The organism is Mesorhizobium tamadayense, from assembly GCF_003863365.1.
Taxonomy (GTDB): domain Bacteria; phylum Pseudomonadota; class Alphaproteobacteria; order Rhizobiales; family Rhizobiaceae; genus Mesorhizobium; species Mesorhizobium tamadayense.
Genome location: NZ_RQXT01000047.1, coordinates 30,962 through 56,135, shown reverse-complemented (window position 1 = coordinate 56,135; position 25,174 = coordinate 30,962). Strand labels below are relative to the sequence as shown.

At 61.4% G+C, this 25,174-nt stretch carries 27 protein-coding genes and 1 pseudogene; 12 read left to right on the top strand and 16 right to left on the bottom strand.

Annotation, left to right across the window (positions count from 1 at the left end; translation table 11 throughout):
- Both EH240_RS28620 and EH240_RS39295 read left to right on the top strand, forming a co-directional pair.
- Positions 1-384: zinc-binding dehydrogenase (locus EH240_RS28620; protein ID WP_148101155.1), on the top strand; the 384-nt coding region annotated here is incomplete at its 5' end.
- A 132-nt stretch (positions 385-516) separates the two neighbouring features.
- Positions 517-1,578, top strand: a pseudogene (locus tag EH240_RS39295) (Tn3 family transposase); the annotation flags it as partial.
- Here EH240_RS39295 and EH240_RS28610 read toward each other — a convergent pair.
- On the bottom strand, positions 1,562-1,849 hold the full coding sequence (locus EH240_RS28610; RefSeq protein ID WP_125004874.1) for a DUF736 domain-containing protein: 288 nt from the start codon (positions 1,847-1,849) through the stop codon (positions 1,562-1,564). The pseudogene EH240_RS39295 and the gene EH240_RS28610 sit on opposite strands and share 17 nt — an antisense overlap.
- 743 nt (positions 1,850-2,592) lie before the next feature.
- Here EH240_RS28610 and EH240_RS38195 point away from each other — a divergent pair.
- The 9 genes from EH240_RS38195 to EH240_RS28575 all read left to right on the top strand — a co-directional run bounded on the left by EH240_RS38195 (position 2,593) and on the right by EH240_RS28575 (position 8,609).
- Positions 2,593-2,760, top strand: coding sequence for a hypothetical protein (locus EH240_RS38195; RefSeq protein ID WP_167484195.1), 168 nt, complete (start codon positions 2,593-2,595; stop codon positions 2,758-2,760).
- A 31-nt stretch (positions 2,761-2,791) separates the two neighbouring features.
- Positions 2,792-2,923: a hypothetical protein gene (locus EH240_RS39745; protein WP_281035172.1), complete on the top strand. Its 132-nt coding sequence runs from the start codon at positions 2,792-2,794 to the stop codon at positions 2,921-2,923.
- A gap of 81 nt (positions 2,924-3,004) precedes the next feature.
- Complete coding sequence (locus tag EH240_RS28605; protein WP_125004872.1) at positions 3,005-3,343, top strand: hypothetical protein; 339 nt, start codon at positions 3,005-3,007, stop codon at positions 3,341-3,343.
- A 125-nt stretch (positions 3,344-3,468) separates the two neighbouring features.
- Positions 3,469-4,239, top strand: a complete 771-nt coding sequence (locus EH240_RS28600) for a hypothetical protein (protein WP_125004870.1) — start codon at positions 3,469-3,471, stop codon at positions 4,237-4,239.
- Between the two features lie 2 nt (positions 4,240-4,241).
- Positions 4,242-4,946, top strand: coding sequence for a hypothetical protein (locus EH240_RS28595; protein ID WP_125004868.1), 705 nt, complete (start codon positions 4,242-4,244; stop codon positions 4,944-4,946).
- 1 nt (position 4,947) lies between these two features.
- A complete protein-coding gene (locus EH240_RS28590) occupies positions 4,948-6,870 on the top strand; it encodes an MAC/perforin domain-containing protein (protein WP_125004866.1) in 1,923 nt (640 codons plus the stop codon).
- A gap of 158 nt (positions 6,871-7,028) precedes the next feature.
- A complete protein-coding gene (locus EH240_RS28585; protein ID WP_125004864.1) occupies positions 7,029-7,505 on the top strand; it encodes a hypothetical protein in 477 nt (158 codons plus the stop codon).
- A 389-nt stretch (positions 7,506-7,894) separates the two neighbouring features.
- Positions 7,895-8,341, top strand: a complete 447-nt coding sequence (locus EH240_RS28580) for a hypothetical protein (RefSeq protein WP_125004862.1) — start codon at positions 7,895-7,897, stop codon at positions 8,339-8,341.
- 13 nt (positions 8,342-8,354) lie between these two features.
- Positions 8,355-8,609 (top strand): hypothetical protein, encoded by a 255-nt coding sequence (locus EH240_RS28575; RefSeq protein WP_125004860.1) that lies wholly within the window; start codon positions 8,355-8,357, stop codon positions 8,607-8,609.
- A gap of 354 nt (positions 8,610-8,963) precedes the next feature.
- Here EH240_RS28575 and EH240_RS28570 read toward each other — a convergent pair whose 3' ends face one another.
- From EH240_RS28570 to EH240_RS28535, 8 genes are all read right to left on the bottom strand, one after another.
- The gene (locus tag EH240_RS28570; protein WP_125004858.1) at positions 8,964-9,386 is read right to left on the bottom strand and encodes a hypothetical protein; all 423 of its coding nucleotides are present in this window, start codon (positions 9,384-9,386) and stop codon (positions 8,964-8,966) included.
- Between the two features lie 1,018 nt (positions 9,387-10,404).
- Positions 10,405-10,788: a hypothetical protein gene (locus EH240_RS28565; RefSeq protein ID WP_125004856.1), complete on the bottom strand. Its 384-nt coding sequence runs from the start codon at positions 10,786-10,788 to the stop codon at positions 10,405-10,407.
- Positions 10,789-10,977: 189 nt separating this feature from the next.
- Positions 10,978-11,937 (bottom strand): beta-propeller fold lactonase family protein, encoded by a 960-nt coding sequence (locus tag EH240_RS28560; protein ID WP_245436448.1) that lies wholly within the window; start codon positions 11,935-11,937, stop codon positions 10,978-10,980.
- Between the two features lie 157 nt (positions 11,938-12,094).
- On the bottom strand, positions 12,095-12,241 hold the full coding sequence (locus EH240_RS28555; protein ID WP_125004852.1) for a hypothetical protein: 147 nt from the start codon (positions 12,239-12,241) through the stop codon (positions 12,095-12,097).
- A 23-nt stretch (positions 12,242-12,264) separates the two neighbouring features.
- The gene (locus EH240_RS28550; RefSeq protein ID WP_125004850.1) at positions 12,265-12,519 is read right to left on the bottom strand and encodes a GlsB/YeaQ/YmgE family stress response membrane protein; all 255 of its coding nucleotides are present in this window, start codon (positions 12,517-12,519) and stop codon (positions 12,265-12,267) included.
- A gap of 100 nt (positions 12,520-12,619) precedes the next feature.
- On the bottom strand, positions 12,620-12,826 hold the full coding sequence (locus EH240_RS28545) for a hypothetical protein (protein WP_125004848.1): 207 nt from the start codon (positions 12,824-12,826) through the stop codon (positions 12,620-12,622).
- 67 nt (positions 12,827-12,893) lie between these two features.
- Positions 12,894-13,514, bottom strand: a complete 621-nt coding sequence (locus EH240_RS28540) for a ribonuclease D (protein WP_125004846.1) — start codon at positions 13,512-13,514, stop codon at positions 12,894-12,896.
- A gap of 146 nt (positions 13,515-13,660) precedes the next feature.
- Positions 13,661-15,046 (bottom strand): M20/M25/M40 family metallo-hydrolase, encoded by a 1,386-nt coding sequence (locus EH240_RS28535; RefSeq protein WP_125004844.1) that lies wholly within the window; start codon positions 15,044-15,046, stop codon positions 13,661-13,663.
- A gap of 437 nt (positions 15,047-15,483) precedes the next feature.
- Here EH240_RS28535 and polA point away from each other — a divergent pair, with 437 nt between their 5' ends.
- On the top strand, positions 15,484-18,432 hold the full coding sequence (gene polA, locus EH240_RS28530; RefSeq protein ID WP_167484197.1) for a DNA polymerase I: 2,949 nt from the start codon (positions 15,484-15,486) through the stop codon (positions 18,430-18,432).
- A 152-nt stretch (positions 18,433-18,584) separates the two neighbouring features.
- Here polA and EH240_RS28525 read toward each other — a convergent pair whose 3' ends face one another.
- The 7 genes from EH240_RS28525 to EH240_RS28495 all read right to left on the bottom strand — a co-directional run bounded on the left by EH240_RS28525 (position 18,585) and on the right by EH240_RS28495 (position 25,138).
- Positions 18,585-18,989: a Fur family transcriptional regulator gene (locus tag EH240_RS28525; protein ID WP_125004840.1), complete on the bottom strand. Its 405-nt coding sequence runs from the start codon at positions 18,987-18,989 to the stop codon at positions 18,585-18,587.
- 126 nt (positions 18,990-19,115) lie between these two features.
- Positions 19,116-20,162 carry an L-glyceraldehyde 3-phosphate reductase gene (mgrA, locus tag EH240_RS28520; protein WP_125004838.1) on the bottom strand — a complete coding sequence of 349 codons (1,047 nt, stop codon included), beginning with the start codon at positions 20,160-20,162 and terminating at the stop codon, positions 19,116-19,118.
- Positions 20,163-20,278: 116 nt separating this feature from the next.
- Positions 20,279-21,421: a Gfo/Idh/MocA family protein gene (locus EH240_RS28515; RefSeq protein ID WP_125004836.1), complete on the bottom strand. Its 1,143-nt coding sequence runs from the start codon at positions 21,419-21,421 to the stop codon at positions 20,279-20,281.
- Positions 21,422-21,432: 11 nt separating this feature from the next.
- Positions 21,433-22,179: a sugar phosphate isomerase/epimerase family protein gene (locus tag EH240_RS28510; RefSeq protein ID WP_125004834.1), complete on the bottom strand. Its 747-nt coding sequence runs from the start codon at positions 22,177-22,179 to the stop codon at positions 21,433-21,435.
- Positions 22,180-22,213: 34 nt separating this feature from the next.
- Positions 22,214-23,323 (bottom strand): ABC transporter ATP-binding protein, encoded by a 1,110-nt coding sequence (locus EH240_RS28505; protein WP_167484194.1) that lies wholly within the window; start codon positions 23,321-23,323, stop codon positions 22,214-22,216.
- On the bottom strand, positions 23,323-24,252 hold the full coding sequence (locus tag EH240_RS28500) for a carbohydrate ABC transporter permease (protein ID WP_125004832.1): 930 nt from the start codon (positions 24,250-24,252) through the stop codon (positions 23,323-23,325). The genes EH240_RS28505 and EH240_RS28500 overlap by 1 nt, the downstream gene beginning before the upstream one ends.
- Positions 24,245-25,138 (bottom strand): carbohydrate ABC transporter permease, encoded by an 894-nt coding sequence (locus EH240_RS28495; RefSeq protein ID WP_125004830.1) that lies wholly within the window; start codon positions 25,136-25,138, stop codon positions 24,245-24,247. The genes EH240_RS28500 and EH240_RS28495 overlap by 8 nt, the downstream gene beginning before the upstream one ends.
- Positions 25,139-25,174 lie beyond the last annotated feature (36 nt).

Genomic DNA, 25,174 nt, shown 5'->3' with positions numbered 1-25,174 from the left:
GATCTTTCCGGCGGCGACGCCGAACTCCAGGCACTCGCCGCCGGCGGGTCGCTCGATGTGGCATTCGAGATTTCAGGCACCGCGGCCGGCCTTGCCGCGGCGATCGCCAGCGTCCGGCGCGGCGGTACTGTGGTGCAGGTGGGTAATCTTCCCGGCGGCCAGATGCCGGTGCCAGCCAATGCGGTGATGGCCAAGGAGCTCGACCTCAAAGGCACCTTCCGGTTTGGCACGGAGTTCGGCCGCGCCGTCGATCTCATCGTTGCGGGGGAGGTGGACGTACTGAAGCTGGTAACCGCGGAGCGCGCGCTCTCTGCCGCCCCCGATGCCTTCCGCCTTGCCGCCGACCGTTCGCAGAGTGTCAAAGTCGTACTGACAACAGGATAGCTATCAGGCGGCGAGAATGCGCGGCTGAGGGAACCTCGGGTCTCGTTGCAGATAGACAATCTGCTCCACAGCATGGGGCGAAAGCAGAATTCTTATGCTCGTTCTGCGGTGTGCGCTCTTTGACCCATAACGCCAGACGCGCCAGGTGCATCAAACCTGGTCGGGCTGACAGAACGCATTGCCATCCTGCGCAAGATGGAGATTGATCCGAAATTGCAGATGCGCATATCCTCCGGACGGTGGGATCAGATGATCCGTGAGGGCAACACCACACCGGCATGGCTGGCCAACGGACTTCAATGCCAGCCGTCGACACGCCCTGATCGTGGCGCAGATTATCAAGCTCGGCCAGAAGCTCACGGACGATGCAGTGTCGATGTTCATCAAGCTGATAGGTCAATAACCGCAAGAAGCAGCGGCACATGGACTGCAGGCCGGATACCGCCAAGGCGCTGCGCATGTTCCTCCAAACCATCACTGCTCTGCAATCCGCGAACGACCATGGCCGGAACGCATTGGAGGTTCTCGATCAGGAAGTCGGGTGGCACCGGCTGCTCCGGATCAAGCCTGAGCTCGAATCGATGGTCGAGGACAACGAGGCGTCGCCCTTGGCCTTGGCCGCCGAGCAATATGCGACCGTCAGCAAGTATGCAGGGTCGTTGCTGCGGCGTTCACGTTCCAATCGGCGCGGCGACACGATCCGCTTCTTGCGGCAATTTCGCTGCTGAAACGCCTGTATGCTGAGAGCCGTCGGGCACTCCCCGATCGCGTCCCGGTCACCCAAGTCAGCCAAGCTAATCGTTGGCTCATCTTCGAACAGGGAAAGCCTGATCGCCGTCTCTACGAGATTGCGACGCTCGCAGCTTTGCGGGACCGGCTTAGATCTGCCGACATTTGGGTCGACGGCAGCCGATCCTTCCGGCCGATCGACGAGCATCTGATGCCGCGGTCGACATTCACCACAATGAAAGAGGAGGATCGCCTTGGACTGGGCGTCCAAGGTGACGGCGCCCAGTGGCTTGCCCAAGCTCGTCAGATGATCGACTTCAACCTGAAGCGGCTGGCGCACAGAGCACGGTGCGGAAGCTCGAAGGTGTTTGTCTTGAGGCCGGGACGTTGATCGTCACACCAACCGCGGGCGAAGTCCCTGTGGCCGCCGAGGAACTGAATGCCGAGATTAGCGACATGTATCCGCGGCGCGGCCGAGATTGGCGTAGAGCTTGCGCGGCCCGAACTCGAGAGCTGCGATCGACAGGCTCACATAATCCTTGCCGGAAGCCTCGCCGGTCCGGACCCAGCCGGCGCCCACTTCGACCCCTTGAGTCAGCACCCGGAAGTCGGGATGGTTGTCGGCGCTCTTGCCCTGGTTCGGCACGATGGCGATGTCGGCGCGGACGCTGAGCGTCTTGAGCTGGCCCTTGTAGCCGCCGTTCTCCTGCTTGGTGACGTATCCGATCGCGGTCATTTGAAAGTCTCCTTTTGCTTTCGCCGGGGACCCTTCCCCTGCGATGGCGGACCTTGATGGGCGCGTCCGGCCCGCCCGAACCCGATAGGGCCGAAGCGGCAGCGGAGGACCCGAGCGGGTAGCTTTTTTGAAGCGAAGCGGCGCGAGGAAGCAGCCGCAGGCGGCGGGGAAAAAAGCTGGCGGCGAGGGTTTCGGGCGGGCGGGATCCGCCCATAGGTCGATAAGCCAGCCGCAGGGGAATGATACCAGGCGAGAGCCTGGAGACGGGGCCGGAGTCGCGGGTTGCCGCTGCACCAAGACGGTCAAGCCGACCATGAGAACTGCTGACGCACTTGTGCCGTGTCGGGTGCCATCGTGCCGTTGCAGCCACGCGCAAAAATCCGGCCTCCTGGCGTGTTTGCACGCAAGCAGCCGCGAAGGATTGGCGCCAATTTTACACGCAAGTTCAAATATATAAAGCAAAATTTGCCTGAATAACGAATAAGCTAGATATACCAAGTACCACTATCAATTCTTACAAATAATTATAAAATACTATCATTTATTGTTATATTGTGTTATAGTTACATTTAGGTTTCTACAAGCAGGCCAGCATTTACCAAGCACTAAGTTCGGAGTACTACTTGGAAATAATCAAATATATCTCCACGTGCGGCGATATAATTGGTGAATATCCGGCTATATTTCACGATAGAGTCTCGAGTATCGGAAAATAACTTGGCGAACTAGGGAAGAGATGTTCTATGACCGACAATTCGACTACACCTCGGCAGGCTCAAAAAATCGCAGTCGCGAACAACGCCGCTTTGATGTTGGCGTTCACAGTCCACTTCAAGGACTCTGACGTGAAGGACGGCTTTTCGCCCAAACCGATCATTTTGCCTTTGCGCAGTCCGCCACTGTCGACATGACCGTCTCTCGGGCGTCGCGCCTGGAGTGAAGATGAGACCGCGGATCGCCCCGGTCGCCAGCAAAGAGAAGGACGGACCAGAGGTCGAGTTCGCGAAAAACGGGCTCACCGCCACCTATACCGTCACAGGAAATGCCTTCGACTACAAGATCGAGCTCCTTTAGCCGCAACCTCCGCGCCAGGGCGGAAAAGTGCCCCGAGACGCTCAGTTCAGACCGTTAGTTTTCAACAATGAGGAGTCTTCAATGCCTACTGAGGATAGGGCCAAACTGCCGCGTGCGCAGCGCATCGCGGTGATCTGCCATGGAGCCTACGTGCTGCACGCACAGGCTCGTTGGAAGGACGACAAAGACGTCGAGCATGAGTCGGCCTGGTCAGGCGATGTGCCGGTCGGCCAATCGTGGGTGGTCGACATGTCCCAGCAAAAGGGCATCACAACGGGCAGAAAGATGTGGCTGAACGTGCAAATCGTTGCAGGCAAAGGCATGTCGGGGGAAATCATCGAATACGCGCCGAACGGGCAGACGGTTACCTTCGAGGCGAAGGGAACAACGCTGATCGGCAACCGGCTCGACAGAATTTGACCCTAAGGCGCCGCTCGCCGTCCAACGAATAGCCGCGAGCGGCGCGGCAGCCGCCACACCTGCCACTTCCGGGCGCTGCGAGACGCGGCCTCCGGCACAGTCTCTACACAACTGGGAGGACAATCTTGGCCCAAATTACTGGCGAACACGTCGACTGGCTCCACGCGCACGGGGATTTGTACGTCGCAGTGGAGTTGAACAACACGGATCCCGACGCAATTGCCGCCAATTCCGGGAAGGCGCCGCCGCGGCTCTATCGAAACATCACCGGTCAGAGTTTTCGGAACGCGGTAGTTGTCGATAACGGTTCTGTCGTGCAATTCAAGGTTCGCTCCCGGGGGCCGCACGGTTTCGGTTATCGTGTGTATGCCGGGCTCAAGAACATTAGAGGCCGCACGCGGGACCTGATCGCGGACCGCCTCTATTGTCTCAGCGCAACAGAGCAGAGCCAGAATACGGACGTCGATCGGGCATATCAGGACGCGGACGCGACCCCACAGCCGCTGATCCAAATTAAGAATTTCCCAAGCATTGATGCCATAGCTCCCACCGACCGAGATCTCCAGCTTGGAATGATTTCCTGCACGGTGGTTAGTTGGGGTGTCTACGGCTACATCGACGAAAACGACGAGGATTTCGGCATCCCGCTGAACATCGGCGAGGCCCCCTATACCAATCTGCCGGGATCGCCGCCGCCGAACAAGTGGAATCAGCCGGTGAATGTGACGGCAAGCCCTCAAGTCACTGCCTTCGGCGGCGGGCCCACACGCTTCCGGCCCAGCAAGGGGAAAGCGAGCCAGGAATTCTCGTCGGCCAGACTGATCCGTGAGGATAATCCGAGGTTTGCTCCCAACTATGTCGGCTTCACGTTTCTCGTAGCAGATCGAGGGGGCTGAACATGGCCAACCTCGCCACTCTCGTGTTGGGCGCACTCCCTTGCGAGCCAAAGGCTTCACTGGAGGCTGTCCGGCAAACGTTGGAGAAAGCTGGGGTCATGGCCCCTGGCGACGTTTTCCTAGCCAAGGATCTTGCTAAGGAGATCGCGGCTGATCTGGAGAGCAAAGAGACCCTGGACACCGCTTGCAAGGAAGCAGCCGGCCTGAGGATCCTGACCGTCCGCCGCGGGCCGAAGCAGATCCCAGTGAAGGTGGTCAAAGGGGGGGACAGTTGGGGTATTAAGCCAGACATTACGCGGACTCTGGCTTCTTTCCGCAGTGATCTTGAGGGCAGAACCCTGATGAAGCCTGATGATCAGTTCTGGTCGAATGAGGCGCCAATTCTGGACGAAGACGACTTCTCCATTGAGGAGGCGCTGGATCAAAGCAAGGTCCTCGTCATCCGCGCACCGGCAAGCCTCCAAACGCTGGTGATCGGCAAGGGCGTCAAGCCGGAGAACGTCAAATTCCTCGAGGTCGATGTCGGTCAGAAACTCGCGCAATTGCGCGCGAAACTGGAAGCCGACAAGGACAAGGTCATGACCCCGGCGGACACATTCACAGGCAGCGACGGCGCCGCCATCTCCCGAAACCAGGAGTCGGATCGCCTGATCAAGGACGCGGCCGGCACCAACAACTTCATCACGATAACCTCAGGGTGGATGTGACATGGCTCTTATCGACGTAAGACGGGACGGCCAGCCCATTGCAGCAGAAGCAGTCGACAATCCCGACAACATGACCTTGTCGGCTTTTCGAGAACAGCTTGGGGCCAGGATGAGCCTAAGCGATGAGTTCCTATCCAAGGGGGACAGTCCAATTGATCGAGTCTTACAAGAGGACGAAGTCAAAGTTGGCGCAATCGCCCAGGACGATATTGTAAAAGTGCGAGCGAGGCCCCAACCTGCTGGACCCGTGCAGATACGGGTGGCAAAAGGTGGAAGTTCGACTCCCGTACAGATCGACATCGAAAAGTGCCTCTCCGATTTTCGTAAGCAACTTGGATCGCAATCACCGCCGCTCATTACAGACAACGAGCGGTTTCAGGAGAAGGACGTAGCAGGCTCCGCCTTTACCCTCGTCAGTGAGCAAGCGTTCAAAGTCAAAGACGCGACCGGCAAAGACCAGAAAATACTTGTTGTGCCGGCCAGCCCCAAACGCGACATCACGCTTCAGAAAGGCAAGAGCAGCCAGAAATTTCCGGAGATCGAAGAGTCGCAGAGCCTGCTTCAATTCAAGCAGTATGTTGTCGCCAATGGCGCGATGGCCCCGTCGGACATCTTTGTCGTGGGTGGCGCAGATGTGAAGGACGAACAGGCAGGTACGATCACTGTCGGCAAAGCTGCCGACGGCGACAACAAAATTGTGGTCAAGGCGGGGGAAGCTATCCTGGGACCGGGGACGGTAACGGTCAACCCTTCCTCCCCTGGGAAAGATCTACTACGCGACTGGGGTCAAAACATCAGCTACGGCAGCCCGGAGTATCCCATTCCGGCCAAATTTAGCGGTAAAGCACCGGCCAAAGAAGACCCTGAAGACAAATGGAGCGCGCTCAAGGATAACGAGAAGCAGTACGTCTTTGCTGTGCGGCAATTGGGTCGGGCGATCGTATTTCCCAAGGCTGTACGAGACGCCGGCACGTCGGGCGCGGAGCTCAAGAAGGCCGACTCCAAGGCGGTTATGATCCAGGTCGCTGAGCCCGGCGCTAAGGAACAGGACCTAACCGCTCAGTCGTCCTTCCAGATGACATACTCCCAGACGGTCCACGACCTACGCAAGCGCGCCGCAACCAACGTGTCGACCAGCGTGGGCGCGAAGGGCATCGCGGTGAAGGGCGGATTCACGACATCCAACATGGAGATCAATCAGTCGGACCGCACCAATGTTTACATGTCACAATTGATCTACAAGCCTGCTGTCGAACTCTACTTCGACGAAGACAAAGACGTCAGGGCTACCGACGCCTTCACGAATGCGATCAAGGCGGCGGTGGATCAAAGCGCGGCTGGCGATCCATATCCCAGTAGAACACGCTATTACGCAATCCTTAGCGCACTCGACAAGTATGGCCACTTCGTTCCGACGCGTTTCATGCTGGGCGGAGCCTTCATCATCGAGGAAGTCAAGGCGATCGACAAAACCGGTAAGATCGACGAGCAATCGACCTCCTTCTCCGCTGGGATCGCAGCAGAAATCCAAGGTGTGACGGCGGCGGTCGAAGCCGGCAACACTCAAGAGGTCAAGAACTTGACCAGCACCTTGGCGACCAGGCAGTCGATTAAAATCTCGGCCATTGGCGGAGACACGGGGGCGTTTTCGAGCAACGACCCCGGGCCGTGGCTGCAAAGCATCAGGTACAGCCGCTACTGGGCAGTTGTCACCTATTCGGACTTGGTGCCGACTATCCGGTATCTGCCGCCTGACTTACTGAGGCAATGCCTCGGCCTCATCGGGTCCCACTGGGCCGACCCGCAGACCGAGGAGAGGACGACGCTGAACATGCTGGAATACGCGACGATCGCGGAGTCCAAGTTGCTGGCGTCCGAGAAACAAAGCGGTGCGCGTGAGATATACGGGGGAAAAGCCCTCTGAGTAGCAGCGATCTTGGGCCGCAAACAGGCCCGGCCTGCCTAGGCCACCGAGGCTGGGCGGCAACGCAAACTAACAATTGTCGCGTCAGGTAGCCCTTGTGGATCTCACTCCAGCAACGGCGCCGCAGCGGCCATTCGCCTTCAAACGAGGAGAGAGCAATGAGCGCAGAACTTGTATTTGCAACCAGCAATAATTTTGCCCAAGGCAGACGGCAGGGAATCTGTACTGCGGCCGCAATGAACTGGGCTAAAAGGGTCCTCGAAAAAGGTCCGGTCGACACCTTCGACCGGATCGGGCTCGATGAGCACATACTCAACATGCAGATGGCAACGTTGAGGACACTCGACAACCAGCCCGCCGAACAATGCGACCGGGTTGGTCTACGGATGGTGGGCGGCCAAGATCGGAATGTTGGAAGCGTTGGGGATGTGGTCCGGCTTGGCGATGATAATCCCGCCGACGCGATAATATTTTGGACCAACGAACATACGATGGCGTATCGCCACAATGAATTCTTCGACATTGAGGTTGGATTATACCGCGCGAAAACGACGGCCGACATCGAAAAGAAGATGAAGGAAATCACGGGAGCTTATGGGGGTCTAGTTGGGGCGCGCGTAGTGGCGCTGAAGTAGTACGGCTTAAGCTTTTTTGCCGCGGATTTTCCGGCGAAGATCTTACATTCGAGTTCCATCCGGAGGACTTCCCATGAAACTTGTTTCGCTTGCTTGCGCCATCGGCTTGTTGGCGGCGTTCAGCCACGTCGACCTTGCGGTCGCGCAGGGAACCTGCAAGTCGAGTGCGAAGTCGGACTACATGTCCGGCTCTCCGCCGAAAACGAGAAGTCCGATCGCTATTCAGACTGACCCCACGGACAGCCAATTCTGCAATCCGCCCACCAACAATTGCGTCGCTCCAGCCAATCCCACGGTGACCGAAAGCGCACCCTCATGCACTTGCGAGTGCCGATGACTGGAACACGACGCGCGCCCGACATTAACAAGCTGACATTGAGGAGGCTCAAGTGAAATCTCGCAAGTTCGTACTATGGACCGCCCCCATCGCGACCGCGATTGCCCTTGCGCCCGCGGGAGCACTTGGTGGAGGTAACACCCCTATCACCGCCGGTACTACGATTGTCATGCGTGCGGTGAATTTCGATCCCAATGGGCTTCCGCCGCCAAGCCCTGCGAAACGCATTGGCGACGGCAACAACCCAAAGGTTGACCCTTCAGAGGACGTCGACAACCTCAGCGTCAATTGCAGTGATGACAAAACCGTCACAGAATCTGTGTTGCGCTCGTCCTTGCCGGCAGGCACACACATCTATTCGGGAACGCTAGAGACATTGCGTAATAGCCGCAAAGGCGTGACTTTGGTACGCGATCCTGTACCCGGCAACGACTACCACTGCCTGTTGAGCAATGTCACGCCAAAGCAGTTCATTAGCGGCACCTCCTGGAAACAATGATGCCACCGGACCGATGAGGCGCATCATCAAAAGGCAGGCGACTCGCGTCGGCTGCCTTTTGGCGACGGAGCCCACTTTTAGTCATGGTCCGTCGCGCGGCAACGAGCCCGAGGCGTGCCAGCTGCGGCGGCAGCTGGATGAAGTCGCTGGCCGGCATGTAGAAGGCGCGATCGTCGCCGATGCGGATAACGCAGCACAACGTCAGCATGTCAGATTAGAGCCATCGCTCCATCTGGTGTCGCACCTGAACTTTCGCGCCGATATCTGAGGGCGGGAAAGTTTTGATCTTACGAGAGACCGGTAACGGCCAACAACAAAAACAAGCACTTACCGTTAAAGGCGCGTTAAGCTGCCATCCAGTTCGACCCGGACCGGTCTACTATCTCGACCTCACGCCGGCCGATTGAGCCTTCAAGACGATGGCAACCGCGTGCCCGCGTGTCTTCGGACGCGCGGGCTTTTTTTGCTGTGGCCGCCATCGGCACGCGTGGCGGGCCGCAACGATGTGCAGCACGCCGTGGAGCGTGGGGTGGAAGGGTGTGAAAGTGAGCGCCAGTGCCTTCGAAGCCCACCGGACGAACCGGCAGATCCGGATCGACGGCGAGGCGCTCATGCCGAGAACTTAGTTGGGAACGATCAGCGGCGACGACACATCGTCGTCGCTGGTGTCGTCGCCGGTATCGCTGGTATCAGTGGCGTCGTCGCCCTGATCGTCCTCGCCCTGGTCGTTGTCGCCTTGGTCGTCGTCGCCCTGATGATCGCTGTCGCCGCTGTCGTGATCGCCACCATCGCTGTCACCACCGTCGTGGTCGCCGCCGTCGCTGTCACCGCCATCGTGGTCGCCGCCATCGCCGCCGTCGCCACCATCGCCGCCGCCACCGCCGTCATGGCCGCCCTCGCCGCCGTCGCCTTCGGCATGGGCCACGGCCGGAACGATCTTGGCACCGCCATTCAGCGTGGCGTGGTACGGCGCGATGGTCAGCACCAGCGCCGTCGAGGCACGCAACGCGAGCCAGCAGAGTCTGTTCAGGGGAAGTTTGCGCATCTTGTCCTCCTCGTTGAGGTTTCGCCTCGGTCTGCCCGAGCCAGGCCAGTGTAGACGGGAGAGAAGTTCATGCATCGGCATGCTTTTGGAAGTGGCCCACGACCCTTGTCCCGCCGTTTCGGACTATATTGTCGGCGACATCAGACCTACGGCATCAAGCGACGGTGAACAGCCAGTTACTATCTGCAGCAGGAGGCTTGGGCTTGCGCCCCGGCATCGACATCTCGGCGCCGGCCCCAACCTCCGGAAACATATTTGCGCAAAGCGCCATCCTGGATCCGAACCTGTTCGGTAGATTTAGGTCTTGCACGGCTCGCCATGTAGGATGGGCACTTGCGCAGCCAAGGCGCCAACGGCGGCCACAGTCACGAACACTGTGAGCAATGTGCGCCAAGTGCGCTTTCACCGGGGCTGAATAGCCCGGCCTGCTTTGGCGGATAAGATCGGCACATAGCAGCAAGCCGGGCTGTGCGCCGGCGTTGGTCTGGGGGGCGGGGTAGCCGGCGCAGGGGGAAGGTGTTCGTCTGCCGGCGATTCGGCAATTGCAACAGAGGTCTGATTGTCTACGCAATGGTCTTAGTGCGGGGCGGACGAATATCTTGATTATCGCAGTCGACCGTACCGTGCATTCACCGCTTCCGCCGCGCATCCAACGGGAACTCAACCACTTCTCCCTAAGGACGTGCATATTCCTTAGTAGCAACTGCTTCGATCAGTTGGTCTAGAGCCATCCGAGCTTGCATACAGGCATGTCGTATGACTGCCCCGGCACGCGATCCCAGACGTGACGTAATTGAAAGGCGAGCGCTAAGTGGCCAAAAATCGAAGCGATTGAGAATCAAATGCTTAGCGATCCCGCAATCCGGGCTGGTTTCGCGGACGCAAGAATATCAGGCCGTGGCGGCAGTCGGCTCGGCCAGGCTACTGGCGCGTTTTGAACCTTGTCGGAGCGCGATCGGCGTGAGGATCCGACCGCGCTTCTTGCCAGATTTCATCCGGCAGGCATGTCGGCAATGGACTACTCGATCGCTTCACGAACCGACAGCGCCGCTCTCGATGACTGCATCACCTCGCCGACATGGCAGTAGCAGACAATCTCGTGCAGCTCATGGTCGGTCAGATCGAAGAAACGCTTTGCTTCGCCGTAACTGTCGTCTTTCAGACCTTCATCGTGCAAGACCGGGTCCGCCAGGGCGACCGATATAGGTGAGCCGTCGCCGCGCATAATGTCGCGTTCCGCTGGGGCATGGTATTCAGTACCTGTAAGCGCGGTCAGGAGCCGGCTTGGCTCGCGTTCGAGAAGTTCAGCCCAACGGGCGAGACGCTGGGTTCGGCTCATGACAGGCTTGGTGGTTTTGACCTCGGCTACCGCGTGCAGCTGGTCAAGCGTTTGGTGCCTCATGGCAACCTCCTAGTGCTAGGTTGGTTGGCCCAAACTCCCTGTGCGGACATGATACTGCCTAACGGCCCGGACGTCACGCTTCTTGCCGTCCCTCTCCCGCAAGATTGATGGGAGCTGTCCGCGACTTCACCATCCCTCCCAGGCCGTCCCGCAGAATGCAGTCGCGAAATCAGATGCTTATGTTGAAGGTCAAGGAACGCTGCACTCAGGCTCCGCTGCCCTTCGACCGACGATCGATGACAGGCCATAGAAAGCAAGCGTCTGTTCCTGACAGGTGACCGCGACGATGCTGTTCGACCTGTCGATGTCGAGGCCCTTCGGCCCGCCTTCCTCGACATTGGCCCTGCCACGCAGGAAAGTCTCCTCGTCCAGCACGGCGACCGAACGAAAGGGCGCGCGGCGTCCCCTCCAGTCGCCGTTGCTGGCATAGACGTGAACCATCGGGCTGCCCGCGTCGGCGACAAGGATGTGGCCGCCGTCTTGCGTGAAGCGCAGGCCATGCGGGTAGTTGGCATTTTCCAGGGCACCGGCGGATTGGGTCCCGCGGCCGAGCGGCGCCGACATGTCGTAGATCTTGACGTCGTTGGTGCCGTGGCTGCTGACGGCGACCCACCGCCCGTCATGGCTGAGCGCGATGCCGTCCGGGATATTGAGGCCCTGCTCCAGCATGACCTGGTTCCACAGGGCGCGGTACCGCAATCGCCGATGGACCACATGGCGGGTGACCCGATGCTTGTAGTTGTTGCAGACCAGCAGGCTGAAACGACCATGTGGCTCCCGCTTGACGGCGACCGAGCCGGGCGATCTCAGCTTGCAGAACCGGCTGCCTTTGATCAGACGAAGCGGGGCGATCTCGCGGCATTGTCCAGCCGGTTCGCCTTGCGGCAGGGCGAAGACCGCAATTAGTCCATCGCGATTGGCAACCACAAAAGTCCGGTTGTCGATGAAATCGAGGCCATGCACCTCGCCCATGCTTTCCGATTTCAGCTCCATGAAACCGCTGATCGCAATCCTGGGCACGCCCGGCTCGATGTCCAGCTTCAGGATCAGGCAGCGCCTGTGCGAATATCCGGCTACGGCAAGCAGCCGGTTGTCGGGCGAAAAGCGCAGATCCTCCGTGCGCCCGATCGCGCCGAGCGCTTCGCTCACGGCACCGGTAGCCTCGAAATCAATCCGGGGTATCATTTGCCTGACCTGAGACGAGATATCGACACGATGCGCCGCCGCCCCCCAGCGGATGGAATCGAACGCAAGAAGCCTGTTCGGAATAGGTCGGTCAAGCCGCGCGATGCCGGCGCAGCGCCTTTCAATTCTGCTGGATCGAAATGCCCTTGTCGTCGATCTTGAGCTCCACGCCTTTCGGTCTCGTCTGTTCGCGATAGATGTAGACGCCGAGCGCGATGACCACGACGACCAGCGCGCCGATGATGAGATAGAGCATGTTCTGTCTCATCGCGCCCCTTTCCGGATCGTGCCTCACGCTCGTTTCAAGACCTTGACGATAAGCAAAAGGATGATGGCGCCGATCGTGGCATTGATGATCGACGCCAGTATGCCGCCGCCGATGGCGAAGCCCAATCTCGGGAAGAGCCAGCCGGCGATGAAGGCGCCGATGATGCCGACGACGATGTTGCCGATCAGGCCGAAGCCGAAGCCCGACACGATCAGGCCGGCAAGCCACCCGGCGATGGCGCCGATGATGATGAAGACGACAAGACTTTCGATACCCATGCAGGTTTCCTCCGGGCAAGCGACGAAAGCGAAGGCTCCGAATCGCCTTCGGGATCAACGGCTTCAAGCTATGCGAAAGTGATTGTCCGCGCCAGCGAGGTCACTGCTGCTCGTCGTCGTCGCCCGAAGCCGGCCGCCAGCTCGTCGGATCGACCTTCTTTTGCGTGTTGCTGTCGGTGTAGACCCACCAGCCGCCGTCGCGATATTGGCCGACGGATTCGTTGACCACGCCGTCGCCGTCCGTCCACATGATGGTGACCTTGGAGCCGTCCTTCGGCGCGCTCGCTATCGGTTTGCGCTCTGCCATTTCATTCCCTCCCCATCTCACTCCGACAATGGACCGGTAGGAACGTCGCTCGACGCGCCGGGTTCCGTCAGCTGTGCGCGAAGATATCCTCTTCCGCCCAGCCCATCAGGTCGAGCTTGGCCCTCGTCGGCAGGAAACGGAAGCAGGCTTCGGCCTCCTTGGTGCGATCCTCGCGCGCCAGCCGCGCTGCCAGAACCTCGCGCAGCCGGTGCAGGTAGAGCACGTCGGAGGCGGCATATTCGAGCTGCTCGGGCGACAGCGTTTCCGCCGCCCAGTCCGACGATTGCTGCGCCTTGGAGAGGCCGATGCCGAGCAGTTCGTTGCAGAGATCCTTCAGCCCGTGGCGGTCGGTGTAGGTGCGGGTCAGCCGCGAGGCGATCTTGGTGCAGAAAACCGGCTCGGCCATGACGCCGAAAGCGTGATAAAGGACAGCAATGTCGAAACGGCCGTAGTGAAACAACTTCATCACGGCGTCGTTCCTGAGAAGGCTGACGAGGTTGGGCGCCTCCTTCTGGCCCGGCGCGATCTGGATGACGTCGGCGCTGCCGTCGCCGGGCGAGATCTGCACCACGCAGAGCCGGTCGCGATGCGGGTTCAGACCCAACGTTTCCGTGTCGATGGCCACCGCCCCGACATTGTAGTGGGACAGGTCCGGCAGATCGTTCTTGTGGAAACGGATGTCGGTCATTCTCTTCTCCGGATCGCGGCCTGCAGCGCCGTGTATCCTTTGGGACACGCAAAGGATGCTGCACATTGCGTTAGAAAACCCGTCCTTGCCGCGATCCGGAAAAAAATCAACAGAAAGTTGATCTTCACGCCTTCCGCGCGTTCGCCTCAGCGCGTCAGCGCATCGAGAATACGCGCCCAGGAACGCTGCCCCTTATGAAAGGAGGTCAGCTCGTACTTCTCGTTTGGCGAATGGATGCGGTCGTCGTCGAGGCCGAAGCCGACCAGCAGCGATTCCATGCCGAGATAGGTCTGGAAATCGCCGACGACAGGAATAGAGCCGCCGCCGCCGGTGGTGATGGCCTGCTTCTCCCATTCGTCGGAGAGCGCATCCTTGGCCTTGGCCAGGAATGGCGAGTCGTAGGAAAGCTGTATCGCCGGCGAGCCGCCATGCGGATGGAACTCGACCAAGCAGTCGGCCGGAATGCGGTCGCGCACGAAAGCCTGGAAGGCGGCGCGGATCTTCTTCGGATCCTGCTTGTGGACGAGCCGGAACGACACTTTCGCCGAGGCTTCCGCCGCGATCACCGTCTTGAACCCCTTGCCGGTGTAGCCGCCGATGATGCCGTTGAATTCGGCCGTCGGCCGCGCCCAGGTGAGCTCGAGCACCGAGCGGCCCTTTTCGCCGGCGGGAATGGAAAGCCCGACCGGTCCAAGGAAAGTCTCGGCGGTCTCGCCAAGACCCTCCCAGGATTTCAGCACCTGCGAAGGCGTCTCCTCGACACCGTCATAGAAGCCCGGGATGGTGACGCGGCCGTCCTTGTCATGGACGTCGGCGAGGATCCTGGCCAGGATCCGGATCGGATTGGCGGCCGGGCCGCCATAGAGGCCTGAATGCAGATCGCGACTGGCGGCCCTGACGGTGATCTCCTCGCCGACCATGCCGCGCAGCGACACGCAGATCGACGGCGTCTCGCGGTTCCACATGCTGGTGTCGCAGACCAGCGCGAAATCCGCCTTCAGCTCGGCGGCGTTCGCCTCGAGGAACGGCTTCAGCGATGGCGAGCCGGACTCCTCCTCGCCCTCGAACAGGATGGTGACGTGGCACGGCAGATTGCCATGCACCTGCTTCCAGGCGCGGCAGGCCTCGACGAAGGTCATCAGCTGACCCTTGTCGTCGGCCGAGCCGCGCCCCGTGATCACCTTGCGGCCGGGCTCGATCTCCTTGACCGACGGCGCGAACGGATCGGTTTCCCAAAGCTCAATCGGATCGACCGGCTGCACGTCGTAGTGGCCATAGAACAGCACATGCGGCGCGCCGGCCGGCCCTTCGTGATGCGCCACCACCATCGGATGTCCAGGCGTGTCGCGCACGCTGGCGTCGAAGCCGATCAGCTTAAGCTCGGCCGCCAGCCATTCGGCGCCCTTGCGGCAATCGGCGGCAAAGGCCGGGTCGGTGGATATCGACTTGATGCCGAGCAGGCCGAAAAGCCGCTCCAGGCTCTGGTCGAGATTCTGGTCGAGACGGTCGAGGACGGGGGAGATTCTGGACATTTTTCAGCCTTTCGATTCTGGCCCGACCCTAAAGGGGCGAGCAGAAAACGCAAAGCCGTGATCGTTGGACCACGAGCTCGGGCTGTCGGTAACACGCAGGCTGCAGGGCAAAAAAAGAACCGCCGTGGTGGAGGGGGAACCACGGCGGTCTTTACTCGAAACGTTGCGGCAGCCCGGAGAGGGGGGATAGGCTGCCGCAGCTGCCCGGGATAGGCGGGGGACGGGCCTTACTCCGGACGTCGGCGGAAAATTGCCGATGCTCGGTATTTGGGTCTGTGAACGTGGCGATTCAAGGGCACGAAGATTACACTTTTGTAACATGCCCGTGAGCGGCGCGATTTGCCCGAGACAGTGTCTGTCAGGGGTGTTGCCGGAACCGGTGGTTTGCGCAGCCTTTGGCATGGACCGCGAAGCTTGGCCGCGCTATCCCTGCCGGCATGAAAAAAGGCGATCACCTCTTCCTCGTCGACGGCTCCGGCTACATTTTCCGCGCCTACCACGCGCTGCCGCCGCTCAGCCGCAAGTCCGATGGCCTGCCGACCAGCGCCGTGCTCGGCTTCTGCAACATGGTGTGGAAGCTGATGCAGGATGCCCGCCACACCGATGTCGGCATCGCGCCGACGCATTTCGCCGTCATCTTCGACTATTCCTCGAAAACCTTCCGCAACGAGCTCTATCCCGAATACAAGGCCAACCGCTCGGCGCCGCCGGAAGACCTCATCCCGCAATTCGGCCTGATCCGCCAGGCGACTGCGGCCTTCAATGTTCCCTGCATCGAGATGGAGGGCTTCGAGGCCGACGACATCATCGCCACCTATTGCCGATTGGCTTGCGAAGCCGGCGGCGACACCACCATCGTCTCTTCCGACAAGGACCTGATGCAGCTGGTCGGCGCCATGGTCAGCATGTACGACCCGATGAAGGATCGCCACATCGGCGTTCCCCAGGTGGTCGAGAAATGGGGCGTGCCGCCGCAAAAGATGATCGATCTGCAGGCGCTGACCGGCGACTCGGTCGACAACGTGCCCGGCGTGCCGGGTATCGGACCGAAGACCGCGGCTCAGCTTCTGGAGCAGTTCGGCAACTTGGACGGGCTGCTCGCGCGCGCCGGCGAGATCAAGCAGGACAAACGGCGCGAATCGATCATCGCCAATGCCGATAAGGCACGCATCTCGCGCGAGTTGGTGATGCTGAAAAACGACGTGCCGCTGAAAGAGGGGCTGGACGACCTTGTGCTGCATGCTCCGGACGGGCCGAAGCTGATCGGCTTCCTCAAGACGATGGAATTCACCACGCTGACCCGCCGCGTCGCGGAGGCGACCGGGACCGAGATCGCCGACGTCCAGGCCACGCCGGTGACCATCGAGCGCGCCGATGCCGCGCACGGGCCCGATGTCGGCGCCGGCGCGCCAACGATCGCGGCTACGCCGAACGGCGCCGAGAAGCCGGCCGCAAGGCCCGAGGACGCGCCGCCGCAGGGCGACACGCCGTCCCTGCTCTCAGCCCTTCGCCTCGAGCAGGCGACAGCGCGCAAGATCGATCCCTCGGCCTATGTCGCCATTCGCGATACGGCGGCTCTGAAGGATTGGATCGCCGAGGCGACGGAGGCCGGCATCCTCGCCTTCGACACCGAGACCACCTCGTCCGACCCGATGCGGGCCGACTTGATCGGCCTGTCCATGGCAATCGCGCCGGGCCGGGCCGCCTACGTGCCCCTCGCCCACACGAGCGGCAACGGCGACCTGCTTGGCGGCGGCCTGCTGTCGGACCAGATCCCGGTTCGCGAAGCGCTGGCGCTGCTCAAGCCGCTGCTCGAGGACAAGTCGGTTCTCAAGATCGTGCAGGACCTGAAATACGATCTCATTGTGATGAGCCGGCACGGCATCGAGATCGGACCATTCGACGACACGATGCTGATCTCCTATGTGCTCGATGCCGGCACGTCGGGCGGTCACGACCTGATCGGGCTTTCGGAGAAATGGCTGGGCCATGCTCCAGCCTCGAAGAAGGAGCTTGCCGGATCGGGAAGGAACGCCGTCGGCTTCGAACAGGTCGATATAGGGAGGGCGACGGCCTACGCCGCCGAACAGGCCGATATCGCGCTGAGGCTCTGGCAGTTGCTGAAGCCCCGGCTCGCCGCCAAGGGCCTCGTTTCCGTCTATGAGCGGCTGGAACGGCCGCTGGTCCCGGTGCTCGCCCGCATGGAACAGCGCGGCATTTCGGTCGACCGCCAGATCCTGTCCAGGCTGTCGGGCGAGCTGGCGCAGGGTGCTGCCCGTGTCGAGGAGGAGATCTACGGGATCGTCGGCGAGCGCATCAACATCGGCTCGCCGAAGCAGCTCGGCGACATCCTTTTCGGCAGGATGGGCCTGCCGGGCGGCTCTAAGACCAAGACCGGCCAGTGGTCGACCACAGCACAACTGCTGGAAGACCTTGCCGCCGAAGGCCACGAGCTGCCGCGCAAGATCGTCGACTGGCGCCAGCTCACCAAGCTGAAATCGACCTACACCGACGCCTTGCCCGGCTTCATCAATCCCGGCACCAACCGCGTCCACACCTCATACGCGCTGGCCGCGACGACGACCGGACGCCTGTCGTCTTCCGACCCCAACCTGCAGAACATCCCGGTGCGCACCGCCGAGGGCCGCAAGATCAGGACCGCCTTCATCGCCGAAAAAGGCCACAAGCTGGTCTCGGCCGATTACAGCCAGATCGAATTGCGCGTACTGGCCCATGTCGCCGAGATCCCGCAGCTCAAGCAGGCCTTCGCCGACGGCGCCGACATCCACGCCATCACCGCGTCGGAAATGTTCAACGTGCCGGTCGAAGGCATGCCTTCGGAAGTGCGCCGGCGCGCCAAGGCGATCAATTTCGGCATCATCTACGGCATCTCGGCCTTCGGCCTCGCCAACCAGCTGTCGATCCCGCGCGAGGAAGCGAGCGCCTATATCAAGCGCTACTTCGAGCGCTTCCCGGGTATCCGCGACTATATCGAGGAAACCAAGGCCTATGCGCGCGAATACGGTTTCGTCGAGACCATCTTCGGCCGCCGCATCCACTATCCGGAGATAAGGTCGTCCAACCCCTCGATCCGAGCCTTCAACGAGCGCGCCTCGATCAACGCCAGGCTGCAGGGTACCGCAGCCGACATCATCCGCCGCGCCATGGTGCATATGGAAGAGGCGTTGGAGAAGGCGAAGCTCTCGGCCCGCATGCTCTTGCAGGTGCATGACGAGCTGATCTTCGAGACGGTGGAAGCGGAGGTCGAGGCGACGATCCTTGTCGTGCGCCGCGTGATGGAGAACGCGCCGATGCCGGCCGTCTCGATGTCGGTGCCGCTGCACGTCGACGCCCGCGCCGCAAACAACTGGGACGAGGCGCACTAGGCTCGCGCTCTCCAGGTGCGTCGAGATTCAGGTCAGGCAGAGACGAAAATGGTGACTTCCGAGAACCGGAGCGGAGCGTACTTAAGTACGTGAGCACCGGAAGCGCAGGAAGGCGCCATTTGCAGGCCGGCCTCACCTGAATATCGGCGTACCTAAGCCGCGTCGGCCCGACACTTCGCGCACACCCCCCGAAACTCGATCACCGCCTTCTTGGCGGCGAAGCCGGTCGAGCGCACCCACTCGTCCAGCCGATGGTCCACATCGTGGTCGGACATCTCGATCACCTGGCCGCAGCTGTCGCAGATGGCAAAGGCGGTCATGGAGTGGCTGTGGTCGTGCGGCTCGGCGCAGGCGACGAAGGAGTTGAGGCTTTCGAGCCGGTGCACGAAGCCCGACTTCACCAGCGTGTCGAGCGCGCGGTAGACCTGCAGCGGCGCCCGGAAGCCGCGCTCGCGCAGCTGGTCGAGCAGCATATAGGCGCTGAGCGGCCCGCTGGCGGCCTCGAGCTTCTCGAGCACGCACAGCTGGTTCTTGGTCAGCGCATCCCTTGCCGTCATCTATCCCGTTCCGCTCGTCGCGTCGTTTCGCGTGCCGATTGTGCACGCAAACGGTCTCTGGTTCATGAGATAGCGACGAACGCGCACTTTTGCCACTGTTTCCGCAGTGGCCGCCCGTCGCGGCCACTACTTGCGCGGCGGTCCCTTGCGCTCGGCGGAAGCCGCCCAAAGGTTTATGTCGGCCTCGCGTGCGTAGGTGTCGATCTCGACGAGCTCGGCATCGCCGAAGTCGAGCGCCTTGAGCGCGCCGACACAGTCCTCGACCTGTTCCGGCCGGCTGGCGCCGATCAGCGCCGTGGTCACGCGTCCCTTGCGCAGCACCCAGGCTAGTGCCATCTGCGCTAGCGTCTGTCCACGGCGGCCGGCGATGGCATTCAGCGCCTGGATGTTGGCTATCGACTTGTCGTTGATGAAGGCCGGACGCAGCGACTTGCCTTGGGATGCGCGGCTGCCTTCGGGGATGCCGCCGAGATATTTGTCGGTCAGCATTCCCTGCGCCAGCGGCGAGAACACGATCGAGCCGATGCCCAACCCCTCCAGCGCGTCGAGCAACCCATCCTCCTCGACCCAGCGGTTGAGCATCGAATAGCTTGGCTGATGGATGATGCAAGGCGTGCCCAGCCGCTTCAGGATGTCGGCCGCCTCGCGCGTGCGCTGGGAATTGTAGGAGGAGATGCCAGCATAGAGCGCCTTGCCGGAACGGACCGCATGGTCGAGCGCGCCCATTGTCTCTTCCAGCGGCGTCTCTGGATCGAAACGGTGGGAGTAGAAGATGTCGACATAGTCGAGCGCCATCCGCTTGAGGCTCTGGTCGAGGCTTGCCAGCATGTATTTGCGGCTGCCCCATTCGCCATAGGGGCCGGCCCACATCTCGTAGCCGGCCTTGGTCGAGATGATCATTTCGTCGCGATAGCCGGCGAAATCGGCGCGTAGTATCTCGCCGAAGGCGGTCTCGGCCGAGCCGGGCGGCGGGCCGTAATTGTTGGCGAGGTCGAAATGAGTAATGCCGAGGTCGAACGCCATGCGCACGATCGCCTGCTTGGTCCTGTGCGGCGTGTCGTTGCCGAAATTGTGCCACAGCCCGAGCGAGATCGCCGGCAGCTTCAGGCCGGATCGCCCGCAGCGGTTGTAGATCATCTTCTCGTAGCGGTTCTCGGCGGCGACATAGGGCATGGGGATCCTCGGAATCGGAACGGCGCGGCGGACGGCCGCCGCGAACACGGTTTGAATCGATGCTTGCCCTTCACCCTTACCCTCTCCCCGTCGAAACAGGGAGACGGGGTTACCACCTACTTTTTCTTCGCCAGCAGCGCCTTGGCCTCCTTGATGCCGAGCGCTGCCGGCCGCTCGCAGGTCGTCTGCATGGCAACGAACTTGCCGCTTTCGCCAGAGCGCAGGATGCCGGTCATGACGTCGACGGCATGCAGCGCCAGCTCCATCGAGCAGCGGTGCGGCCGTCCTTCGGCGATCGCGATAGCCATGTCGGCAAGGCCAGCGGTGCGATAGTTGGCCATCATGCCTTGCGAATGCATCTCGTTGGGCACGCCGAAGGGATGGCTCCATTTCGGCAGCTTCTTCACCGGCTTTGTGGCGTCGGTGAAGCGCACCTCGCCGCCAAAGAAGTTCGGGTCCGGCACGAAGACGGTACCCGCCTCGCCATAGAGTTCCATCGGCGCATGGCCGTGGCTCCAGACGTCCCAGCTGGTGTTGAGCGTCACCACCGCGCCGTTCTCGAATTCGAGCAGCGCATGGATGGTGGTCGGCGTGTTGACCGGGATCTTTTCGCCCGCGCGCGGCTTGGAGCTGATGGTGCGCTCCTTGGCCGGCGTCGCGGCGAAAGCCGCCACCTGCTTCACCGGCCCGATCAACTGGATCAGGTTGGTGACATAGTAAGGGCCGATGTCGAGCACCGGTCCGGCGCCTGGTTGGAAGAAGAAGTCGGGATTGGGGTGCCAATGTTCCATGCCGTGGCCCATCACATGACAGGTCCCGCTGGTGATCCGGCCGAGCTTGCCGGTGTCGATCAGCTCGCGCACCAGCTGGTGCGCCCCGCCGAAGAAGGTGTCGGGCGCCGAGCCGATGCGCAGGCCTTTCTTCTCGGCTCGGCTCTTGAGATCGAGCCCTTCCTTGATCGACAGCACGAAGGGCTTTTCCGAATAGACGTGCTTGCCGGCATCGAGCACCTGCTTCGACACTTCGTAATGCACCGCCGGAATGGTCAAATTGACGATAATATCGATCTCGTCGTCCTTGAGCAGCTCGTCTACCGTCTCGGCGCGGAGCTTGAATTCCTTCGCGCGCGCCTTTGCGACGTCCATGTTGATGTCCGCGCAGGCCCGCATCTTGATGCCGCGGAACAGCGGTGCCAGCGAGAAATACGCCTTCGAGATGTTGCCGCAGCCGATGACGCCGATGCCAAGTTTTGTTGCCATGGTGATATTTCCTAGTAGGTCTTGACGGATTCGATCGAGCGACGGGCAAAGCGCTCGATGTCGTTGGGGTTGTCCTGCTCCATGACGAAATACTGCGTCGCGCTCTTGGCGCGCAACGCCTTGATCAGGCCGGGCCAGTCGATGGTGCCGTGGCCGACATCCGACCAGCCGTCCTCGTCGAGCCCCTCGCCCGGTTTCGCCATGTCCTTGACGTGGACCGCATTGATGCGCTTGCCGTGCTTCTCGATCCAGGGCAGCGGATCGGCGCCGCCGCGCACCACCCAGGCGACGTCCATCTCCCAGCCGATATCGGGCGCGGCCGACAGGATATGATCCTGCGGCAGCGAGCCGTCGGCGAGCGCCTTGAACTCGAAATCATGGTTGTGCCAGGCAAAGCCGTAGCCCGCCTTCTTCGCAGCCTCGCCGACCTTGGCGAGACGCTCGCCGAAGCCGCGCCAGCCGGCGGCATCGCCCGGCCGCGCATCGGGCATCAGGTAGGGACAGATCAAAAGCGTTATTCCGAGCGCATCGGCGATTTTTCGCACCCCGTCGAAATCCTTCTCCAGCGCCTCGATCGAGAAATGTCCGGTCGGCATGGCAAGCCCGTTCTTGTCGAGCTCGGCGCGGAACGCCTTGGGATCGTCATAGACGCCGCCAAAGCCTTCCACCTGGCTGTAGCCGAGCTCGCCGAGCATTTTCAGCACGCCGCCCCATGGCTGGAAGTTGCGGGCACTATAAAGTTGGAATGACCAGTTCATCTGTCTGTCCGTTCTGCTTGGGTTATTTGGGAGGTTAGAGCCGGCTGTCGGTCTCGGCGTCGAACAGCGAAGCGCGCGCCGGATCGAAGCCGATGCGGATTGCATCGCCGTTGCGCAGCGTCTTGTCGGCTTCGACGCGGAAGGAGAGGATCTGGCCGCCGAGCTTCGTCCACACCAGCGTGTCGGAGCCCATCGGATCGACGATCTCGACCGTCGACTCGGCGGTGAACGGCATCGCCTTGGCTGCTTCGCCGAACGCGATGTGCTCCGGCCTGATGCCGAACACGCAAGGCTTGGCGGCGCGGCCGCCTTCGCCGTCGAATTGGTAGCGGCCGAGCGGCACCGAAACACCGTCGGCTTTGAACACCGGCGGGTCGCCCGCCTCCAGCTGCCCTTTGATAAAATTCATCGCCGGCGAGCCGAGGAAGCCGGCGACGAAGCGGTTGACCGGTCTGTTGTAGATCGTCTGCGGCGCATCGAGCTGCTGGATGACGCCGCCCCTCATCACCGCGATGCGGTCGGCCAGCGTCATCGCCTCGATCTGGTCGTGGGTGACGTAGATCATGGTGTTCTCGAGCTTGCGGTGCAGTAGCTTGATCTCGACGCGCAGTTCCGAGCGCAGCTTGGCGTCGAGATTGGACAGCGGCTCGTCGAACAGGAAGACATCGACGTCGCGCACCAGCGCCCGGCCGATCGCCACGCGCTGGCGCTGACCGCCGGAAAGCGCCGATGGCTTGCGCTGCAAAAGCGGCCCGATCTGCAGGATTTCCGCCGCGCGCGCGATGCGCTTGGCGATCTCGTCCTTCGGCACGCCGGCCACGCGCAAGCCGAAGGAGAGGTTCTTCTCCACCGTCATCTGCGGGTAGAGCGCATAGGACTGGAACACCATGCCTATGCCGCGGTCCTTCGGCTCCTCCCAGGTGACGTTCTTGCCCTTGATGAAGATACGGCCTTCCGAGATGTCGAGCAGGCCGGCAATGCAGTTGAGCAAGGTCGACTTGCCGCAGCCGGACGGCCCGAGCAGCACGACGAACTCGCCCTCGGCGACGTCGAGATTGAGCGTCTGCAAAACCGAGACCGCTCCGAAATTGAGCGACAGGTCCTGGATTGAAACGCTGGGGCTGGCGATTGCTGCTGCCATCATTATCCTTTCACCGCGCCGGCGGCGATGCCGCGCACGAAGAGCTTGCCGGAAACGAAGTAGACGATGAGCGGCACGAGGCCGGTCAGGATGGTGGCGGCCATGTTGACGTTGTATTCCTTCACGCCCTGCACCGAATTGACGATGTTGTTGAGCTGCACCGTCATCGGATAGGTGTCGGGGCGGGTGTAGACGACGCCGAACAGGAAGTCGTTCCAGATACCGGTCACCTGCAGGATGATGGCGACGACGAAGATCGGCAGCGACATCGGCAGCATGATGCGCAGATAGATGCCCCAGAAGCCGGCGCCGTCGACGCGCGCGGCGCGGAACAATTCCTCCGGCATCGACGAGAAATAGTTGCGGAACAGAAGCGTCAGGATCGGCATGCCGAAGATCGAATGCACGATCACCAGGCCGGTGAGCGTGCCGTAGATGCCGATCTCGCGCAGGATGATGACGATCGGATAGATCATCACCTGGTAGGGGATGAAAGCGCCGACGATCAGGATGACGAAGAAGGTGTCGGCGCCCTTGAAGCGCCAGTTGGCTAAAGCATAGCCGTTCACCGAGGCGATGGCGATCGACAAGAGCACCGACGGCACGGTGATGCGCACCGAATTCCAGAAGCCGCGCGAGAGGCCGTCGCAATTGAGGCCGGTGCAGGCCTGCGACCAGGCCTTCACCCAGGGCTCGAAAGTGATCTCGACCGGCGGCGAGAAGATGTTGCCGAGCCGGATTTCCGGCATGCCTTTCAGCGAGGTGACGATCATCACATAGAGCGGCAACAGGTAGTAGAGCGCCACGACGATGAGCGTGCCGTAGAGAAAGATGTTGCGGCGCGAGAGCACGTGCCGGGGCCGCGGCCCGCTCGGTCCCGACGCTGCGGATCTGACGGCAGCCGCTTCGGCGGCGAGGGAAACGTCAGCCACGCTTCTTGCCTCCGAATTCGAGATAGGCCCATGGCACGATGACGATCACCACCGATAGCAGCATCATGGTCGAGGCGGCAAAGCCCTGGCCGAGATTTTGGGCGAAGAACATGTAGTCATAGACGTATTTTGCCGGCACTTCGGAGGCGATGCCCGGACCGCCGCTGGTCTGCGCCACCACAAGGTCGTAGACCTTGACGATGCCGGCGGCGATGATGACCAGCGTGGTGATGAAGACCGGCCGCATCATCGGGATGACGATGAACAAATAGGTCTTCCACATCGGGATCCCGTCGACCCGCGCCGCCTTCCAGATATCCTCATCGATGCCGCGCAGGCCCGCGAGCATCAGGCACATGATCAGCCCCGTGCCTTGCCAGAGCGCCGCGATCGATATGCCGTAGATGACGATGCTGGAATTATAGAGCGGGTCGAAGCTGAAGCTCGTCCAGCCGAGGTCGCGCACGACGCGCTGGATGCCGAAATCCGGATTGAGCAGCCACTGCCAGACAAGGCCCGTGACGATGAAGGACAGCGCGAACGGATAAAGGAAGATGGTGCGGAACGTGTCCTCGAAGCGGATCTTCTGATCGAGCAGCGCCGCGAGGATGAAGCCGACCACCAGCGAGAACACCAGCGAGATCACGCCGTAGATCAGGAGGTTTTCGATCGAGACCAGCCAGCGCGGCGTCGCCCACAGCCGGTAATACTGGTCGATGCCGACGAAATTCAGCCTCGGCAAAAGCTTCGAGTTGGTGAAAGAATAGAGCACCGTCCAGGCCGTGCCGCCGACGAAGACCACCAGCGCGGTCAGTATCATCGGGATCGATGCGACCTTGGCGTTGAGGTTGCGGAAAAGCTGGTTGGGACGTTCGCTCTTGCTCATCTCGACAGCCGGACTGGGGACAAGGAGGGCATCACG

Excerpts from the sequence above, each read along its gene's own strand:
- EH240_RS28610 (WP_125004874.1), bottom strand. The coding sequence starts at position 1,849 with ATGACCGCGATCGGATACGTCACCAAGCAGGAGAACGGCGGCTACAAG.
- EH240_RS38195 (WP_167484195.1), top strand. The coding sequence starts at position 2,593 with ATGACCGACAATTCGACTACACCTCGGCAGGCTCAAAAAATCGCAGTC.
- EH240_RS39745 (WP_281035172.1), top strand. The coding sequence starts at position 2,792 with ATGAGACCGCGGATCGCCCCGGTCGCCAGCAAAGAGAAGGACGGACCA.
- EH240_RS28605 (WP_125004872.1), top strand. The coding sequence starts at position 3,005 with ATGCCTACTGAGGATAGGGCCAAACTGCCGCGTGCGCAGCGCATCGCG.
- EH240_RS28595 (WP_125004868.1), top strand. The coding sequence starts at position 4,242 with ATGGCCAACCTCGCCACTCTCGTGTTGGGCGCACTCCCTTGCGAGCCA.
- EH240_RS28590 (WP_125004866.1), top strand. The coding sequence starts at position 4,948 with ATGGCTCTTATCGACGTAAGACGGGACGGCCAGCCCATTGCAGCAGAA.
- EH240_RS28585 (WP_125004864.1), top strand. The coding sequence starts at position 7,029 with ATGAGCGCAGAACTTGTATTTGCAACCAGCAATAATTTTGCCCAAGGC.
- EH240_RS28575 (WP_125004860.1), top strand. The coding sequence starts at position 8,355 with ATGAGGCGCATCATCAAAAGGCAGGCGACTCGCGTCGGCTGCCTTTTG.
- EH240_RS28570 (WP_125004858.1), bottom strand. The coding sequence starts at position 9,386 with ATGCGCAAACTTCCCCTGAACAGACTCTGCTGGCTCGCGTTGCGTGCC.
- EH240_RS28565 (WP_125004856.1), bottom strand. The coding sequence starts at position 10,788 with ATGAGGCACCAAACGCTTGACCAGCTGCACGCGGTAGCCGAGGTCAAA.
- EH240_RS28555 (WP_125004852.1), bottom strand. The coding sequence starts at position 12,241 with ATGAGACAGAACATGCTCTATCTCATCATCGGCGCGCTGGTCGTCGTG.
- EH240_RS28550 (WP_125004850.1), bottom strand. The coding sequence starts at position 12,519 with ATGGGTATCGAAAGTCTTGTCGTCTTCATCATCATCGGCGCCATCGCC.
- EH240_RS28545 (WP_125004848.1), bottom strand. The coding sequence starts at position 12,826 with ATGGCAGAGCGCAAACCGATAGCGAGCGCGCCGAAGGACGGCTCCAAG.
- EH240_RS28540 (WP_125004846.1), bottom strand. The coding sequence starts at position 13,514 with ATGACCGACATCCGTTTCCACAAGAACGATCTGCCGGACCTGTCCCAC.
- EH240_RS28535 (WP_125004844.1), bottom strand. The coding sequence starts at position 15,046 with ATGTCCAGAATCTCCCCCGTCCTCGACCGTCTCGACCAGAATCTCGAC.
- polA (WP_167484197.1), top strand. The coding sequence starts at position 15,484 with ATGAAAAAAGGCGATCACCTCTTCCTCGTCGACGGCTCCGGCTACATT.
- EH240_RS28525 (WP_125004840.1), bottom strand. The coding sequence starts at position 18,989 with ATGACGGCAAGGGATGCGCTGACCAAGAACCAGCTGTGCGTGCTCGAG.
- mgrA (WP_125004838.1), bottom strand. The coding sequence starts at position 20,162 with ATGCCCTATGTCGCCGCCGAGAACCGCTACGAGAAGATGATCTACAAC.
- EH240_RS28515 (WP_125004836.1), bottom strand. The coding sequence starts at position 21,421 with ATGGCAACAAAACTTGGCATCGGCGTCATCGGCTGCGGCAACATCTCG.
- EH240_RS28510 (WP_125004834.1), bottom strand. The coding sequence starts at position 22,179 with ATGAACTGGTCATTCCAACTTTATAGTGCCCGCAACTTCCAGCCATGG.
- EH240_RS28505 (WP_167484194.1), bottom strand. The coding sequence starts at position 23,323 with ATGATGGCAGCAGCAATCGCCAGCCCCAGCGTTTCAATCCAGGACCTG.
- EH240_RS28495 (WP_125004830.1), bottom strand. The coding sequence starts at position 25,138 with ATGAGCAAGAGCGAACGTCCCAACCAGCTTTTCCGCAACCTCAACGCC.